Source organism: Paenibacillus sp. HGH0039 (genome assembly GCF_000411255.1).
Taxonomy (GTDB): domain Bacteria; phylum Bacillota; class Bacilli; order Paenibacillales; family NBRC-103111; genus Paenibacillus_F.
In genome coordinates, this window is sequence record NZ_KE150413.1 from 1,868,021 (window position 1) to 1,884,807 (window position 16,787).

Consider the following 16,787-nt stretch of genomic DNA (forward strand, 5'->3'; position numbering starts at 1 on the left):
TTTATTTATAGAACCGGCATGCTAAAATGGACATACTTGCGAGACGACACCTGATAACCCGGTGCTCGTCTTTTTTTACGAGATCAACGAAACAAGGAGGGACGTCAGCATGAGCGCCAAATGGCTGGAATGGGCCAAGCAGATACAAGCCATCTCGCAAATCGGGCTGGCCTACAGCAAGGACGTGTACGATCTGGAGCGGTATGAAATGCTGCGGGATTTGAGCCTGGAGATTATGAGCGAGTATACGGACCTTCATCAGGAGAAAATCCGGGACCTTTTCGCGAACGAAACAGGGTACGCCACTCCGAAAGTGGACATCCGCGCGGTCGTTTTCCGGGAGGGTAAGCTCGTACTTGTGCGGGAAAAGCTGGACGGGTTCTGGGCGCTGCCGGGAGGCTGGGCGGATATCGGCCTGTCGCCTTCGGAAGTGGCCGTGAAGGAGGTCAAAGAGGAGGCCGGGCTGGAAGTGAAAGCGGACAGGCTGCTGGCCGTATTCGATAAAAAATTCCACGAACATCCGGAATCCCCGTATCATGTGTACAAATTTTTTGTGCTCTGCACCATTACGGGAGGCGAGGTTCAAGGAGGGCTCGAAACGAGCGAGGCGGCTTTTTTCGGAAAAGAGGAGCTGCCGGAGTTGTCGGTGGAGAGAAACACGAAGGCTCAACTGCTTACGATGTTCGAGATGGTTGAGAACCCCGGCAGACCGGTTTTGCTGGATTAAGGTCCCTGCGGGAACATTGTAAAAGGCCAAACCGGCGGAGCGGCATCAGGGTGGGAGCGGACTTGACCGGATTCGGGAAGCGGGGTGGTTCAATCCTATGAAACGGGCAGGGGATGTTTTATACACGGAGAAGCAGCCGTAAATCATACGGCTGCTTTTGTAGTACGCGCAGGGGCTTCCTGCCGGCTGCCACGAGTCCGGGTTCTACGCTCCCGACGTGGCCGACGGCGTAGTTCTACGAGGTCGGAGGCTGCTGCGAAGTAAGCGCGCCTTCCGTGTTCCACGTCACGTAGTTCGTGCCCGCCCGACCAGTCGTGACCGCTTCCTTTGTTCAAAAAAAACCTAGTTCAAACTGCTAAGATGAATATGGGGATCATAGGAAGTCATTGCTCTTTCTTCCTTAATTCGTTGAACAAAGTCCGCATTAGCAAGTATAGGGCGCCCAAATGCAGCCAAGTTAATGGTGCCTTCTTCAATTGAAGAAGAAGCGATATCCGTATCTAAGTTACCTACTCCTATGATATAACCATCCCAATGTTTTCTTACCAATTGATGGAAGGTCATTCCTTTTGATATGATTTTCGAAAATTGGTTCGTCGAAGGATGAATAGTTCGTATACCGACTTCCTTGAACACTTGTAGAAAAGCTTGTATCTCCTTTTCCGGATGTGTCCATTTATATTCCGGCATGTCATCTTTTTGCTCGGAGAACCGAATGATTGTGTTTTCAATCCCAATTTCTTTCCCCACGGCCGTTAATACTTCTTTCATGAATAATAAACGATTCAATAACTCCCCTCCATATTGATCAATCCTCTTATTCGTTGCTTCTGAATTGAACTGATCAACTAAATAACCATGCGCCCCATGTATTTCTATCCCATCAAACCCCGCTGCAGCTGCGTTTCTGGCGGCTAAAGCATATTGGTGAATGACTTGTTGTATATCTTGTAATGACATTTCTTCGGGTATCTCGTATGGTTTCCTCAAACGATGCACAAGACCATTTGCTTTAACTTCAGATGGGGCTTGTGGAGGATATCCTCCTGTTAGTTCATGATGGGTTAGTCGACCTACATGCCAAAGTTGTGCAATTATTGTTCCGCCTTCTTTATGCACAGCTTCCGTTACTTTCCTCCATGCTACTACTTGATCCTCTGTATACAAACCGGGGATACCAAAGGTTCCTTTTCCCCTAAGACTTGGACTGATCCCCTCCGTAATAATAAGACCTACACCATCTGCAGCTCGTCTTTGATAGTAGGAAACTACATCATCTCCTACAGTTCCCGTTGTGTTATCTGCAAAACTGCGTGTCATAGGTGCCATCACAACCTTATTTCGAAGACTCCAATTGCCAATTGTAATAGGGTTTAATAATTCATTTGGTTTCATGATTAACCTTCCTTTACCTGGTATTCGCATGTTGAGTTTATGGTGTTCGGATAGAATCCCTTGATGCGGTAGTTTGCTTCATGAATTATTTTATATAAGAAAAGAGAGTAAATATATAAGGAAATCATGTTTGTATGGTATAATTTCATTTAAATTAATCTTAATTCGTGTAGTTGAATTATAAATTAAAGGTGGTATTACTTTGGATGAAATGGATAAGCAGATATTGCTTGTACTTCAGGAGCAAGCAAGGATCTCTATGACAGAGCTAGGGAAAGCAGTTGCCTTATCCCAGCCAGCTGTTACGGAAAGAGTGCGGAGAATGGAAGAGCGAGGAATTATTGACCATTATCGGGCAGTCCTGACACCAGAAAAGATAAACAAACAGATTACTGCCTTTGTGTTATTTCATACAAAGGGGTGTCAAAGTTTTGTGGAACATTGCGAGCAATCAAATGACGTAGTGGAATTACACAGAATTAGTGGTCAATATAATTTCTTGGTAAAAGTTGTTACGGAAACACTAAAAACGCTAGAAGAAAAAATAAATGAGATGGGAGTATTTGGGGACTCCACTACATTAATTGTACTTTCATCTCCAATAAAACAGGATAAATTGATTCCTTAAAAAAATGGGCGGGGGATATTCCATAATGATCCCAACCATAAACAAACTTTAAAATCATAACTGCTCTTGATTAAACAGCCCTTTCTCGGACATTGAGATGTTTTGCGTAACTAGGTGAATCAAGCGAATCCGTGGATTTTAGCTATGAATGGTCGGCGGGGCCCTGGAAAGCTGAAGTGAACGTCTGTAGTGCGGACGTTCTACTTGAAACCGCCTCTACTGTTTAGGGGGAATGGCCGTTGACGCATGGCCCGTTCTTTTCTCCACTCAGTCTGTATGATCCTAAAGGCTTTTTCCCAAAATTAAAGGAAGCTGCCGAAACACCGACAAAGGAAGATTTCAGGCATGCAATAAATGAAGTCCTTGTAGGGGAAATGTACGAGTTTGTTGGGAAACTAAGAAATGTCAGTCTAAATGGCTCCCACACCTACTTGCCATACCTGGCAGTGGAGTTTGCCCAATACGGAGCTATGTTGGTCGGATTACACAACCAAAAACTTTTCTCGACTGGTTCAATGGTTCTACCGGAGGCATTGGAACGGCCTAGTCGTCCAGAAGGATTCGACAATGTTGTGCGAATGGTTATGTCTGGAGAGTTAGCAGAACCTTCAAAGATCGTTGCAGCTTGTGAAAATTTCTGGAATGGGCTTGTGAAGTGGGCCTCCACACATGGCTACGTCATAAGTACAAAACGAATCCCGTTTTAACCCGCAAATGCGACACTTCCAATAATATGGCATGATTTGATAGGCCAAAGACCCCTCTTGCGAGGGGTCTTTTAATGCAAAACGGGCAGAAGTCCAAAGATGACGAAACAAGTGCTTCGTCACCTACGAGTGAAGTTCAAGGAAGAATTGAAACGACATATTGAATTGTATCATCAAGAAGTCAACGCCAATCCTGTTCCTTTTCGTTGGAAGCATGGGTTAGGTTGAATGTCTTTTACGTTATTTCAGGATCGTTCTACTAGGCTATTGGAAGTGTTTTACTTCCGGGCCAACCGCATAACAACGCGGTTTTTCGTAAATCGGTAAAGTTACAAACCATATAAAAAAAGCTTCCCTGGTCCCAGGCCGGGTGGGCGATTTATTTCCTAAAATGACGCATTCCCGTTCGTTCGCCTCTATTCTTACTGGGCCGTTAAAACCAGCGGTCCGTCCGGCGTGATTGCGATCGTATGCTCATATTGCGCCGACAACTTGCCGTCGGCCGTTCTCGCCGTCCACTGATCGTCGTCGATCGTGATACGGAACGTACCTTCGTTGAGCATCGGTTCAATCGTAAACACCATGCCTTCCTTTAACCGAATGCCTTTGCCGGCTACGCCGATATGCTCGTAGCTCGGTTCCTCGTGCAGGCTCCGCCCGATCCCGTGCGCCAGCAGATCGCGTACGACCGAAAATCCGTTCGCTTCCGCATGCCGTTGAATCGCCGACGTTATGTCTCCGAGCCGGCCCCCGGGGATCGCCCGGGCGATCCCCAGATCCAAGCATTCCTTTGTCACCTTCATTAATTTTTGCGCCTCCGGCCGGATATTGCCCACCGCATAGCAATGGCACGAATCGCCGAACCATCCGCCGTATTCCACGACGATGTCGAGCTTCAGCAAGTCGCCGTCCATAAGCGCCCGGTTCGAAGGAATGCCGTGGGCCACCACATCGTTGACCGAAGTGCAGGTTTCGGCGGGGAAACCGTTGTACCCTTTCGTAAACTGCTTGCCGCCCAGCTTGGTGATGTGTCTGGCAACAAAGTCATTGATTTCCCGGGTGGTGATCCCAGGCTCGATCAGTTTGGACACCTCGCGGTAGCAGTCCGCAATGATTTGACTCGCCGGTTTCATTTCTTCGATTTCCCTAGGTGATTTTAAAATGATCATCTTTATTTATTCGCTCCTTATCCATTCTATAAGTTTAAAAACCGGGCGATATCCCTGGCCTCCTCGTGCAGCTTTCCGCGGCGAAGCGAAAGCGAGGCGCAGCCGACCAAGGCGGCCAGCAGCATTTCCGCGCGCAGCAGCCGATACGGCGGCTCCGCCGCGTTTGCGCCGGAAGCGGCAGCCCCGCCCGCCGCACGCCCGGTTTCCAGCAGCGCGGCAAAAGGCGCGAGCACCTCCCGGCGAAAGGCGGCCGAGAGCGGGGCCGAGCGCGCTTCAGGCAGCGAGGCAAAGCCCTCACCGGCCAGCTTATACAGCAGGTAGAGGGCGTGGTCCTCCGCCCAAAGCTGCAGCAGCCGGACGCCGGCGGCGGCGGGGCCTAGCTCTGCGGCAGCGGCCGTTTCGCGGCTTCCGCTTCGGGAATCCGCGGCAGCCGGGTTCCCGGTGTCCGCCGCAGCAGCCAAGCCGAAGTGCCCGCCCACCGGCGCCTCCGCCGAAGCCGAAGCGCGCGGGACCTCCGGCGGAACCTTCAGCAGCGCCAGTGGGGCCTCAAGCGGAGCTTCCAACGGGGCCTCCAGCCAACCCCCGGCCCGTTCCAACGCGTCCCATAGCAGATCGTGGAGCAAATCGCCCTTATTGCTGTAATAATGGTACACCGTGCCATAGCCGAGTCCCGCCTGCACGGCCACATCGCGGATTTCCAGTAAAGGCCCTTTATTCAAAAACACATCGGCCGCGGCTTTCCGGATTTGCGCCAGACGCCGCAGCCGGATCTCTTCGTTTTGTTCCTTCGTGCGTGGAGTCATCTCGTCCGTTCACCTCTTTTATTTTTGACCTACTGTTATGTCAATATAAAACATCGGCTTGCGAATTACAAGAGATCAGCTGGAGGATTTCCGGCTCAACCTAGAAATCGGTGCTTGACCAACAGGCTAGCCTCGAACGAGCGACCTGGTTGGAACATTGCTAGGCTAACGATTGTCATAGCGCTTTATCGGCCCCAAAAACGGAGGTTTCTTTTCTAACGGTTGTATGCGAGCTTATTTGGACGAAACAGCCCCTCGCAATCGTAAAAAAGCACAACTCGATCTTAATTGACTCTATTCAGGCCGGGGGCAAACACTTTTATACTGGATACAGAGGACGATGGAAGCAGGTAAAGATTTCAGGCTGCATCATAATGGCTGAACACCGGAGGGAACGATGACATGAGCAAATCTTTGTACCAACCCCGCAGCGGCGTGCTGACGATTCAGTACGAGCCTGACGCGCAGACGAAGGTGATCGAGAATCCGCCCCGGTTCACATGGATTCCCGCCAGGCTCGAGAAAGATTGTTATGTGCTGGAAATATCCGAACGGGACGATTTCCCGTCCGGGCTTTCCCGGACGTACGCTCCGGTTCCCTATAATTTTTTTACGCCGGAAAAAACTTTCGCGCCCGGCACGTATTATTGGCGGTATGCGCTGTATGAGAACGATAAACGTACGTCCGAATGGAGCGTCGCACGTTCATTTTCGGTACCGGAAAATCTGCCCGAAACTCCGCTGCTGGCCAAAGGCGAACGCTTTAAAGAAAGCGGTTGCGCGAGACCTCGGTTGTGGCTGCAGGGCGAAGAGGGGATTGCCCGCTACCGTGAAAAAATCGCAGCCGATCCCGAAGGAACCGGCTGGAAGCTGTTTTACGAGCTGTCCGTTCTGCCCTGGGCGGAGCGGGAGCCGCATGAGGAACCCGAGCCGTATCCGGGAAACAAGCGGACGGTGGAGCTCTGGAGGCAATCTTACATCGCCTGTCAGGAAATGCTGTACGCGATCCGCCACCTGAGCATAGCGGGTAAGGTGCTGGACGATTCCCGTCTGCTCGGCCGGGCGAAAGCCTGGCTGCTGGCCGCCGCTTCCTGGGACCCTGAGGGGCCTACGGGCCGCGACTACAACGACGAAGCCGCTTTCCGCATGGCGGGAGCTCTCGCCTGGGGCTACGACTGGCTGCACGGCGAGTTGGATGCCGAAGAGAGAGAGCGGGTGAAGCGGAGCCTGGCCGCCCGGACCCGCCAGGTGGCGGTGCACGCGATCCGGCGCTCCAAGATTCACCAAGTGCCCTACGACAGCCATGCGGTCCGGTCGTTGTCGTCCGTGCTTACGCCATGCTGCATTTCGCTTCTGCATGAAGAACCGGAAGCGGAAGAGTGGCTCCATTACACGCTGGAATATTTCTGGACCTTGTACACACCGTGGGGCGGCGAAGACGGCGGATGGGCGGAAGGTCCCCATTACTGGACGACCGGAATGGCGGCTTTGCTGGAAGCGATCGAATGGATTCGCGGCTATACGCGGCTCAACTTGTTCGACCGGCCCTTTTTTCGCAAAACCGGCGATTTTCCGCTGTATGTCTACAATCCGAACGCTTCCACGCGCACGACCTTCGGGGATAATTCAAGCCTGGGCGGGAAATTCGGCGTCAAGACGGGTTACAACATGCGCCATCTGGCGGGTGTAACGGGCAACGGCCGGTACCAGTGGTACTACGAGCGGATCAAAGAGATGGACCCGGAAGCGGCTAAGCAGTTCCACAATCACGGCTGGTGGGATTTCCGTTTCGACGAGCTCGTGTACCGGCAGGCGTACCCACAGATTCAGGCGGAAGCGCCTTCGGATACGGAGGAGCTGAAATGGTTCCGCGATGTCGGCTGGGTGGCGATGCATCACCGGATGGACGATCAAGGCGAGCAAATCATGCTGCTGACGAAGGCCAGCAAGTACGGTTCCGTCAGCCATAGCCATGCGGACCAGGGCGCTTTTTATATCCATGCGTTCGGAGAAGCGCTCGCGGTGGAGACCGGGTATTATGTCGCGTTTAACAGCACGATGCACCGCAATTGGCGGAGGCAGACGGTCTCCAAAAACAGCCTGCTGATTGACGGGGCCGGACAATACGCGGGCACGGACAAATCGCTTAATATGGCGGCCTCCGGCACGGTCGCGGAAGCGAAGCGGGACAAGAACGCAAGTTATGTGAAGATGGATGTGACCGCCGCTTATCTGGAGCAGGTGCCTTACGCGAAGCGGGTGGAGCGGGAAATTTATTTCGTGGACAACAGCTATTTCGTTGTGGTGGATTCCGTCGATCTGAACTGCCCGGGCCGAATCGAGTGGCTGTATCATGCCCTGTACGAGATGGATTTGCAGGAGCAGTCTTTCCGGGTGACCGGGAAAACAGCTTCGCTGGAGGGACGCTTCGTATTCTGCTCGTCGGGCGAGCTGACGCTTTCCCAGAGCAATGAATTCTCCGGCGTGGACGAGAAGGAGATCGAGGGCCTCTCCCGGCAGTGGCATCTTAAGGCCGAATCGTTTCCGGCGGCTTCCCACCGTCTCGTCACGCTTCTCGTGCCGAAAAAGCCGGGTGAAGAAGACCGCTACGTTTCGTATTTTATGGACGACCAGGGCTTCGTGTTTTCGCTTTATTTTACGGATAACGGAAAGACGCGCAAAATCGACGTGCAGAAAGCTTTCTAGAACGCCGTCACGCCGGATGCGAGAAGGCTGCCGGTATTATCCGGTGGAGCGTAAGCAGGAGCCGGAATTGAAACGTACACAAGGAGGAATTACACGATGAGCAACATTAACGTATGGGAAGACGCGGAACCCGGCGTCAAACGCAAAATCATGCAGCCGGGAGAGTCGCTGATGCTGATGGAAGTCCATTTCGAGCCGGACGCGGAAGGGTACGAGCACGCTCACCCGCACGAGCAGTTGTCTTACTGCATGAAGGGACGGATGGAGTTCACGATCGACGGTGTAAAAAAAGTGATCGAAGCGGGAGAATCGATCTGCATTCCCCCTCACGCCAAACACGGCGCCAAAGCGCTGGAGGCGAGTATTCTGCTGGACTGCTTTACGCCGGTCCGGGAAGATCTTGTGAAACGTTGATACCTGTTCCAAAATCCGAAACGGAAGAGAGGGATGCATCGTGCGGGAGAATGATCCGCTGATGGACGGAGCCGAAGCGGAAGCGAGACGCAGCCGCCCGCCGGGAAATCCGGCCGGGGAAATGTGGGCTTCCGGAGACGAACGCTCCGATGCCAGACTGGCCTGGTGGCGGGAAGCGCGTTTCGGGATGTTTGTCCATTGGGGTCCGTACTCGCTGCTCGGAGGAAGGTGGAAGGGCGAAGAGGTTCAGGCCGCTTACGCCGAGCATATCCAGCTCAGAGGACGCATTCCCGTCCGGGAGTACGAGAAGGTGGCCGCCGCCATGGATCTGAGCGGATTTCACGCGGACGAATGGGTGGCGGCCGCCAAACAAGCCGGCATGAAATACATGATCGTCACGGCGAAGCATCATGACGGTTATGCCATGTACGACTCGCGGGCGAGCGGATACAACATCGTGCGGCTCGGTCCGAGCGGCCGGGACCCGATCCGCGAATTAAGCGAGGCATGCGGAAGAGGCGGAATTACGTTCTGCCTCTACTACTCGCATGCCATGGACTGGCATCACCCCGATTCCCAAGGAAATACATTGGATTACACGGATAATATAGGTGCCTGGGATTCGCTCGAAAGCTGGACCGGAGATGAAGCGAAGAGCCGCAGGTATGACCGGTATTTGCGGGAGAAGGCGTTTCCCCAAATTCGCGAGCTGCTCACGAATTACGGGCCTGTTGGCATTCTCTGGTTCGACTGCGGCCACAAGATCACGGATGAGCAGGGACGCGAATTCGCCGAACTGGTCCGTTCGATTCAGCCCGGCTGCCTGATCAACAAAAGAATCCGGTCCGACGAGTTCGCGGATTACGGCAATCCGGGGGACAACCAGCTCAGTGTCCGCGTCACGCGGCCGGATTGGGAATCGATTGTCACGCTGAACGATTCGTGGGGCTTCCGGCATGCGGACCGGAACTGGAAAACGCCGGAGGAGCTGATCCGGATTCTGGTTGAAACGGCGAGCCGGGGCGGCAACACCGTCTTCAATGTCGGCCCCGAAGGCAGCGGGCGCATCGACGAGCCTTCGCGCAGGCTGCTGGAGGAAGCGGGGCGCTGGATGGCCGTCCACCACGCGAGCATCCGCGGCACGGAGGGCAGCCCCATCGGCCGTCCCGAGTGGGGCTGCTGCACGGCTAACCGGCAGGAACGGAAGCTGTTCCTGCACATCCTGCGGCGGCCGCCCGGCAGCAGGCTGATCGTGCCGGGCATCGCAAGCCCGGTCAGCGCGATCCGCTGGCTGCACGATCCGGAAGCGGCCGCGCTCCGTTTCCGGTGGCTGAACGGGCTCGACCTGCTGGTGGAGCTTCCCGGCCAGCTGCCGGACAACGCGTCTTCCGTATTGGTGCTCCAATACGAAGGCGAGCTTGCAGCCGATCCGCACAAGCGGCTGATGGAGGAAGGCGCGACGACTTTCCCGGCTTTCGACGGGGAAGCCGCGGGAGAGCGGTTGCGCTACGACACCGGCAAGAAGGGCCGGGACAACGTCACGGACTGGAGCCTGGCGGGCGACAGCCTCTCGTGGACGTTCCGGGCTGCGGAGCCCGGCAGGTACCGGGTCTGCCTGTCGTATGCGGCGGAGCCCGGCGTATCGGGAGGCGCGTACGCCGTCTCGTGCGCCGATCAGGTACTCCGGAGGGAAGTCGTTCCCACGGAAGGACCGTATGATTTTGCGGTCCGTGAGATCGGCGAACTCGCGATTCCGGGGCCGGGCACGTTCACCTTGACCGTACAAGCCGAAAACATACGAGGCGGTTATTTGATGAATTTGCGGCAGGTGGTTATGAAAGCGTTAACGGAGGAGGAGAAGCCCGATGTTCAGCTTTAAGCCGGCTCCGGTCGGCGGCGGATTCCGCATGGAAGGGTACTGGGTCTGGTGCGGTTCGGCCGTGAAGGGCGAGGACGGACGCTACCATCTGTTCGCTTCCCGCTGGCCGGACAGTCTGCCGATGCATCCCGGCTGGCTCGTCATGTCCGAAGTGGTGCGCGCCGTGTCCGATACGCCCGAAGGGCCGTACACGTACGCGGAAACGGTGCTTCCCGCCCGGGGAGCGGAATACTGGGACGGCCGGAGCACGCACAATCCGCAACTCGTACGGATCGGCGATACGTACGTGCTGTATTACATGGGATCGACCCATCCCTTTGCGGACCCGGAGCCGGGCGAACCGCTCGGTCTGGAAGATCCCGTCACGATTGTGGCCCGTTCCAACAAGCGGATCGGCATCGCCACGGCAACCCGCCCGGAAGGCCCCTGGCTGCGCCGTGACGAGCCGGTGCTGACCGTACGTCCGGGCAGGTTCGACAGCTTCCTGACGTCGAATCCGGCTCCCTGCGTCCTGGAAGACGGCTCCGTGCTTCTTGTCTACAAGGCTAGGAAGTACGAAGGCTTCCGTCACGGGGAGATGACGATCGGGGCCGCGAAGGCTCCTCACTTCGAAGGGCCGTATACGCGTCTGGCCGAGGGGCCGCTTTTTCCGCCGGATTTCAACATCGAAGACCCGTTTGTGTGGAAAACGGAGCACGGATTTTCGATGATCGCCAAAGACATGACCGGCCGCCTCTGCGGAGAAAAATACGGAGGCATCCACGCCTTTTCGCCGGACGGGGTGACGTGGTCGCTATGCGATCCGCCGAAAGCTTATTCCCGTACCTTCCTGTGGGATGACGGTGCCATCAGGCAGGCAGGCAATCTCGAGCGGCCGTTCCTGCTCATAGAAGGCGGTGTGCCTACCCATCTGTTCGCCGCGGCTTCCGACGGGACAAGAGGCTTTCACGATTGCACGAAAACGTGGAACCTGGTGATTCCGCTCAAGGAGGGTCCCCCGTCATGCTGATCCGAAAAAACGATGTCGTGCTGTTTCAGGGAGACAGCATTACCGACGCCAAACGGGAGCCGGGCCACGAGCTCGGCAGGGGGTATGCCTGGATGGCGGCGGCCCAGTTCGGCCGGATGTACCCGGAACTGGGCGTTACGTTCCTCAACAGGGGAATCAGCGGCAACCGGGTCGGGGACCTGCAGGCCCGCTGGGAGGCGGACTGCCTGGAGCTGAAACCCGGCGTGATCTCGATCTATATCGGCATCAACGACACGTGGAGAAGATATGACCGCAGCGATCCGACGACCGCGGAAGCGTTCGCCGCCGGCTACCGGGACATTCTGGACCGGACGGCGGAGAGTCTTCCCGGCGTGAAGCTGATGCTGGTCGAGCCGTTTCTCCTGCCGGTTCCCGAAGACAGGCGGCACTGGCGAGAAGACCTCGACCCGAAAATTCACGGAGTCCGGGATTTGGCGCGGGAATACGGGGCGGCTTACGTGCCGCTGGACGGCTTGTTCGCGCAGGCTTCGGCGTAGGCGCCGTGCCCGTACTGGGCCCCGGACGGGGTGCACCCGTCTCCGGCCGGACATGCGCTCATCGCGGATGCGTGGCTGAGAGCGGCCGGCGTGTCACGCGGTCTTTTTTAACCCCGTACAGAATATCAAACCTATCATCAAGCCAATTCCGACCGCCTAGGAGGTACTTATGGCCAGCAAAATTCAGCCGTCCGACAAAGTCAGGTACGTGCAGAGGCATGAAGTCGGATCGAATCTGCGCAAATACAAAGCGCTCTATCTGCTCTCGATTCCCGGCATTCTATATTTTATCGTGTTCAAGTACGTGCCGCTCATGGGGAGCGTCATGGCTTTTCAGAACTACAACCTGTTTAAAGGAATTACGGGCAGTCCCTGGGTCGGCCTGGACAATTTTATCCGGATGTTCGAATACGACGAGTTTTTGAATATTTTCACGAATACGCTCCTGATCGGGCTGTACGACATCGTGATCGCGTTTCCGGTGCCGATTATTCTGGCGCTGCTGCTGAACGAAGTGCGCAAAATGGTCTACAAACGGATTCTTCAAACCGTCGTGTATATGCCGCATTTTTTGTCCTGGGTCATTATCGGGGGGATCGCGGTAGGCATTCTTTCTCCGACGACGGGAATCGTCAATACGATGCTCGGCTGGTTCGGCATGGAGCCGGTGTATTTTCTCGGGGAGGATTCCTATATCCGCAGTATTCTGATCGGTTCGGGCGTCTGGAAGGACGCGGGCTGGGGAACGATCATATATTTGGCGGCGCTCGCCGGGGTCAACCCGGAGCTTTACGAAGCGGCCAAAATCGACGGAGCGAGCCGCTGGAAACAGACCACGTCGATTACGATTCCGACCATTATGCCGACGATCGCCATTATGTTCCTGCTTCATATCGGGCATTTTCTCGATTTCGGATTCGAACGGGTTTATGTCTTCCTGAATTCGCTGAACTCGAACAGCGGCGAAATTCTCGACACGTACATTTACCGGGTCGGGCTCCTGGGCAAACAGTACAGCTATACGACCGCCATCGGGCTGTTTAAATCGCTGATCGGCCTTGTGCTTATCATGATCGGAAACCGTCTCAGCAAAAAAGCGACAGGCGAATCTTTATACTAGGGGCAGGTGACGTTTTATGATCAAAGAAAGCAGGGGAGAGCGCTCTTTCCAGGGATTCAACTATGTGCTGCTGACCATGGTGGGGCTTTGCATGATCCTTCCGATCGTCCACGTGCTGGCGAAGTCGTTCAGCAGCGAGCTGGCGCTGAATCAGGGCAGGGTGTCCGTTTTCCCGGTGGAGTTTACCCTCTCCAACTTCGCGTTCGTGCTCAGCGACAGTTCCGTGTGGCAGGGCTTTCTCGTTTCGGTGTTCGTGACGGTCGTCGGCACGTTTATTAACTTAATCGCAACGACCTCGCTGGCTTACCCGCTGTCCCGTCCGGAATACATCGGGCGCCGGTATTTGCTGCTCATGGTGCTCGTGACGTTTATTTTCAGCGCGCCGCTTATTCCGAACTACCTGCTGATTAAAAATCTGGGGCTGCTGGACACGGTCTGGTCGCTCATTATTCCCGGCATGATCAGCGCCTACAATTTGTTTATCATGCGCTCGTTCTTCTCCGGGCTGCCCGGTGAGCTTGTCGATTCCGGGAGGATTGACGGCTGCGGCGAAATGCGGCTGATCTGGAGCATCGTGCTGCCTCTGTCGAAGCCGGTTATGGCGACGATGGGCTTGTTCTACGCGGTGGCTCACTGGAATTCGTACTCCAATGCCTTGTATTATATCAACAACCGGAATCTGTTTCCGCTGCAGGTCAGGCTTAGAGAAATCGTCATTACGGACAATTTCGGCGAGATGACGTCCACCTTCGAAAATACGCTTAACATTTCGCCCGAAGGCATCAAAATGGCCGTGATCGTCGTGGCGACAGTTCCGATCCTGTTGATCTATCCTTTTTTGCAGAAATACTTCATTAAAGGTATGCTTATCGGGTCGATTAAATCATAAAAGAACACAATGCCAAAATAAGAATCCCAATACCCGTAAAAATCTTCAGCCCTTATCATGAAAGTGTACCAGGGGTCGCATAACGAGGAAGAGAATGAAAGGAAGGATTCTCGATGAAAAAAGGCTTGGGTGTACTTCTCGCGGCAGTTCTCACTACGGGGACGCTTGCAGGCTGCAATTCCAAGGAACCGGCAAAAGAAGGCGCGGCGGGCGCGGGTCCCGTTAAATTCTCCGTTTCCTTCTCTACGGGAGGCAATGCCTATCTGGAATCCGCATCCGATATCAACAAAGACAAATGGGTGCTGGAACTGGAAAAACGCACTAACACAGACCTGGATTTGAAACCGCTTTCTCACAAAGAATTCGATCAAAAAATGAGCCTGATGTTCGCGGGCAACGACATCCCGGACGTCGTCAGCAATTTGCGCGGAGGCCCGACAACCTCCTCTATGTCCGGGTCGGTGGAAGCCGGCGTATTCATGCCGCTGGACGATCTGCTTAAGGAAAACGCGCCGAATCTGATGAAGCTGGTTCCGAAGGAAGCCTGGGAAGAAACGTCGTACGACGGCAAAATTTACGGCATCCCCGGCTGGCTGACCAACCCGTCGAGACGGGCGACCTTTATCCGGACGGATCTGCTGGAGAAAGCGAGCTTGAAACAGCCTGTCACAGTCGAAGAATATCTGGACGTTCTGCGGGCGTTCAAGAAGATGGGCGTCGAAAACCCGTACCAGATCCGCGAGCAGTTCAAATATGCGGACACGTTCCTGGGCGCTTACGATGTCATGCCGTATCAGTTCGAGCTGATGAACGGCGAAGTCGTGCCGAAGTTTTTCGATGTGGACAATATGACGAAAGCCCTCCAAACGTACAAAACGATGTATGAGGAAGGACTCATTCCGAAAGATTTTGCAACCGTTTCCCAAACCGACTATAACAAAAATATCGCGGCCGGCAAATCCGGCATCTGGTCGGCGAACGGCGAGGCTCTGCTGAATTTCCGGGGCAAGATCAAGGATGCGGTGAAGGACGGCAAAGTGGATATCGTCCCCTCCCCCAAAGGTCCCGAAGGCAAGGGCGGACACGGGGTGTACGGGTATATTTCTACGGCAAAGTATATCAACAGCAAGGTGGACAAGGAAAAAGCCAAGAAGATTATCCAATTCTTCGACTGGATGAGTACCGAAGAAGCGGAAGAGTTCTTCACCTTCGGGATCGAAGGCGAAACGTATACGAAGGAGAACGGCAAAATCAACTACAAGCAGCCGAAGACGAAGGAAGAAATCGACGAGGCGAACTACCGCCAGACGACGTTATGGATGGTTCACGACCTGACCTACAACAAGAAGCTCTCCGAATTGACGGAGGACGGCAAGGATATGGTAGAAGCGTTCGATAACGTGCTGTCCAAGGAAGGCGTAGGCGGCATTACGTTTACGACGAGTCTGGCTTCCTTTACGAAATACCCGGATCTGGCTTCCGGCGGGGATACGGGTCCCAAATTCATTCTGGACCAGATGATTCAGATGATTTACGGCAAACGTCCGATCTCCGACTGGCCCAAAGTGATTGAAGAGTACAAAGCCAAGGGAGGCAAAGAAATCATTAAGGAAGCTACGGAACGGTACAACAAAAAAGAAGGCGTGGTTGACCGCGCCCGTTAAACAAAGCTAAACTAAAGCTGAAATGAAAGCGTTTTAATTTTGGCTGCCCAAAAGGTTCGCCTCCCTTGCAGACGTTGTCGGGGAGGCCCCCTTTTTTTGCAAAAGCACATACTTCGGGACGGGGGAGCTGTTACCATGCATTTGTTGATCGTCGACGATGAGCCGATTATTCGCAAAGGCCTCGTAAAAATGGCGGAGCTTTATCCGTTCGAATTCGCCGGCATTCACACGGCCGCGAGCGGCGTCGCCGCACTCGAAATCATCCGGGAGCACGAAATCGACCTGGTGTTTACCGATATCCGGATGCCGAAGATGGACGGGCTGGAGCTGTGCCGGATTATTCACGAGCAGTACAGCCACATTCCGTGTATCGTGATTTCAGGTTTCGGCGATTTCTCCTACGCCCAGAAATGCTTGTTCTACGGGGTGAAGCATTATTTGCTGAAGCCGGTGACGGCGCCGGATCTTCATGAGGTCCTGGCCGATTTTATGAAAAACCGGGTCAAAGGGTTCGTGGCGTTGTCGGATTGCGTGGATGTGATCGAACAGATGGAACAACTGGTCTGGAATCTTGAAGAGGACAGGCTGCGAACGCTGATCGGGGAGTGGAGGCAGAACTGTCTGTCCAGCGGAATGAACATGCTCCAGCTCCGGCAGCTGATCAAGGAATGCATGGCACTGCTTCTCAAGAGGCTTCAGGCCCGGGGCCTTCCGGTCAAGAACGAATGGGAAGACAAGCGGTGCGTATCCAAGGAACAGATCTTCGAGCAGATGCAAGCCCGGCTGGAGGACATCATGGAGAAGCTGCTTCAACAACGCAGCGGCACCTACAAAAATCTGCTCGACGAAGTGAAGACTTATATAGACACGCATCTGGCGGAGGAGATTACGCTCGACGAGGTGGCCGAGATGGCCGGCTTCACTCCGACCTATTTCAGCTCCATGTTCAAGAAAATGACCAATGAAACGTTTGTGAAATACCGGATCAAGAAGCGCATGGAGAAGGCGCAGCAGCTTCTGGCGATCCCGCATATCCGCATCGTCGATGTGGCCGCCAAAGTCGGGTACGAAGACTATCCGCATTTTACGAAAATGTTCAAGAAAACGACCGGCTATTCCCCTTCGGAGTACCGGCAGCAGCTGGGGATTAAATGATTAA

General features: G+C 54.4%; 13 protein-coding genes and 2 pseudogenes. 12 read left to right on the forward strand and 3 right to left on the reverse strand.

Features of this window, described 5'->3' with window-relative positions:
* Positions 1 to 109 precede the first annotated feature (109 nt).
* The gene (locus HMPREF1207_RS22955) at positions 110 to 727 is read left to right on the forward strand and encodes an NUDIX hydrolase (RefSeq protein WP_009675575.1); all 618 of its coding nucleotides are present in this window, start codon (positions 110 to 112) and stop codon (positions 725 to 727) included.
* A 342-nt stretch (positions 728 to 1,069) separates the two neighbouring features.
* Here the strand turns inward: HMPREF1207_RS22955 and HMPREF1207_RS22960 are convergent, their stop codons facing one another.
* Positions 1,070 to 2,122: an oxidoreductase gene (locus HMPREF1207_RS22960; RefSeq protein ID WP_009675597.1), complete on the reverse strand. Its 1,053-nt coding sequence runs from the start codon at positions 2,120 to 2,122 to the stop codon at positions 1,070 to 1,072.
* Between the two features lie 202 nt (positions 2,123 to 2,324).
* On the opposite strand from HMPREF1207_RS22960, the gene HMPREF1207_RS22965 reads away from it, so the two are divergent.
* Positions 2,325 to 2,750, forward strand: a complete 426-nt coding sequence (locus HMPREF1207_RS22965; protein WP_016424002.1) for an Lrp/AsnC family transcriptional regulator — start codon at positions 2,325 to 2,327, stop codon at positions 2,748 to 2,750.
* A 73-nt stretch (positions 2,751 to 2,823) separates the two neighbouring features.
* Positions 2,824 to 3,457: pseudogene (locus HMPREF1207_RS22970) on the forward strand (ANT(4')-I family aminoglycoside nucleotidyltransferase); the annotation flags it as partial.
* A 422-nt stretch (positions 3,458 to 3,879) separates the two neighbouring features.
* On the opposite strand, the gene map reads toward HMPREF1207_RS22970, so the two are convergent.
* On the reverse strand, positions 3,880 to 4,626 hold the full coding sequence (map, locus tag HMPREF1207_RS22975) for a type I methionyl aminopeptidase (RefSeq protein WP_009675626.1): 747 nt from the start codon (positions 4,624 to 4,626) through the stop codon (positions 3,880 to 3,882).
* A gap of 26 nt (positions 4,627 to 4,652) precedes the next feature.
* Positions 4,653 to 5,429 (reverse strand): TetR/AcrR family transcriptional regulator, encoded by a 777-nt coding sequence (locus HMPREF1207_RS22980; protein ID WP_009675523.1) that lies wholly within the window; start codon positions 5,427 to 5,429, stop codon positions 4,653 to 4,655.
* Positions 5,430 to 5,831: 402 nt separating this feature from the next.
* Here HMPREF1207_RS22980 and HMPREF1207_RS22985 point away from each other — a divergent pair, with 402 nt between their 5' ends.
* The 9 genes and pseudogenes from HMPREF1207_RS22985 (at position 5,832) to HMPREF1207_RS23025 (ending at position 16,783) form a co-directional block, all read left to right on the forward strand.
* Positions 5,832 to 8,135: a DUF4962 domain-containing protein gene (locus HMPREF1207_RS22985; protein WP_009675517.1), complete on the forward strand. Its 2,304-nt coding sequence runs from the start codon at positions 5,832 to 5,834 to the stop codon at positions 8,133 to 8,135.
* 96 nt (positions 8,136 to 8,231) lie between these two features.
* A complete protein-coding gene (locus HMPREF1207_RS22990) occupies positions 8,232 to 8,549 on the forward strand; it encodes a cupin domain-containing protein (RefSeq protein WP_009675549.1) in 318 nt (105 codons plus the stop codon).
* A gap of 40 nt (positions 8,550 to 8,589) precedes the next feature.
* Entirely contained in the window at positions 8,590 to 10,428 is a 1,839-nt protein-coding gene (locus HMPREF1207_RS22995; protein WP_009675618.1) for an alpha-L-fucosidase, read from the forward strand.
* Positions 10,415 to 11,437 (forward strand): glycoside hydrolase family protein, encoded by a 1,023-nt coding sequence (locus HMPREF1207_RS23000; RefSeq protein WP_009675562.1) that lies wholly within the window; start codon positions 10,415 to 10,417, stop codon positions 11,435 to 11,437. The genes HMPREF1207_RS22995 and HMPREF1207_RS23000 overlap by 14 nt, the downstream gene beginning before the upstream one ends.
* Positions 11,431 to 12,066: pseudogene (locus tag HMPREF1207_RS23005) on the forward strand (SGNH/GDSL hydrolase family protein). The gene HMPREF1207_RS23000 and the pseudogene HMPREF1207_RS23005 overlap by 7 nt, the downstream one beginning before the upstream one ends.
* A gap of 58 nt (positions 12,067 to 12,124) precedes the next feature.
* Positions 12,125 to 13,075: an ABC transporter permease gene (locus tag HMPREF1207_RS23010; protein ID WP_009675581.1), complete on the forward strand. Its 951-nt coding sequence runs from the start codon at positions 12,125 to 12,127 to the stop codon at positions 13,073 to 13,075.
* Between the two features lie 16 nt (positions 13,076 to 13,091).
* Positions 13,092 to 13,964, forward strand: coding sequence for a carbohydrate ABC transporter permease (locus tag HMPREF1207_RS23015; RefSeq protein WP_009675512.1), 873 nt, complete (start codon positions 13,092 to 13,094; stop codon positions 13,962 to 13,964).
* A gap of 113 nt (positions 13,965 to 14,077) precedes the next feature.
* A complete protein-coding gene (locus tag HMPREF1207_RS23020; protein WP_009675499.1) occupies positions 14,078 to 15,628 on the forward strand; it encodes an extracellular solute-binding protein in 1,551 nt (516 codons plus the stop codon).
* 135 nt (positions 15,629 to 15,763) lie between these two features.
* Positions 15,764 to 16,783 (forward strand): response regulator transcription factor, encoded by a 1,020-nt coding sequence (locus HMPREF1207_RS23025; protein WP_009675622.1) that lies wholly within the window; start codon positions 15,764 to 15,766, stop codon positions 16,781 to 16,783.
* The last annotated feature ends 4 nt before the right edge of the window (positions 16,784 to 16,787 follow it).

Bases quoted from the DNA above. Each gene is read 5' to 3' on its own strand.
- map (WP_009675626.1), bottom strand. From the start codon at position 4,626: ATGATCATTTTAAAATCACCTAGGGAAATCGAAGAAATGAAACCGGCG.
- HMPREF1207_RS23015 (WP_009675512.1), top strand. From the start codon at position 13,092: ATGATCAAAGAAAGCAGGGGAGAGCGCTCTTTCCAGGGATTCAACTAT.
- HMPREF1207_RS23010 (WP_009675581.1), top strand. From the start codon at position 12,125: ATGGCCAGCAAAATTCAGCCGTCCGACAAAGTCAGGTACGTGCAGAGG.
- HMPREF1207_RS22980 (WP_009675523.1), bottom strand. From the start codon at position 5,429: ATGACTCCACGCACGAAGGAACAAAACGAAGAGATCCGGCTGCGGCGT.
- HMPREF1207_RS23000 (WP_009675562.1), top strand. From the start codon at position 10,415: ATGTTCAGCTTTAAGCCGGCTCCGGTCGGCGGCGGATTCCGCATGGAA.
- HMPREF1207_RS23025 (WP_009675622.1), top strand. From the start codon at position 15,764: ATGCATTTGTTGATCGTCGACGATGAGCCGATTATTCGCAAAGGCCTC.
- HMPREF1207_RS22955 (WP_009675575.1), top strand. From the start codon at position 110: ATGAGCGCCAAATGGCTGGAATGGGCCAAGCAGATACAAGCCATCTCG.
- HMPREF1207_RS22990 (WP_009675549.1), top strand. From the start codon at position 8,232: ATGAGCAACATTAACGTATGGGAAGACGCGGAACCCGGCGTCAAACGC.
- HMPREF1207_RS22985 (WP_009675517.1), top strand. From the start codon at position 5,832: ATGAGCAAATCTTTGTACCAACCCCGCAGCGGCGTGCTGACGATTCAG.
- HMPREF1207_RS22960 (WP_009675597.1), bottom strand. From the start codon at position 2,122: ATGAAACCAAATGAATTATTAAACCCTATTACAATTGGCAATTGGAGT.
- HMPREF1207_RS23020 (WP_009675499.1), top strand. From the start codon at position 14,078: ATGAAAAAAGGCTTGGGTGTACTTCTCGCGGCAGTTCTCACTACGGGG.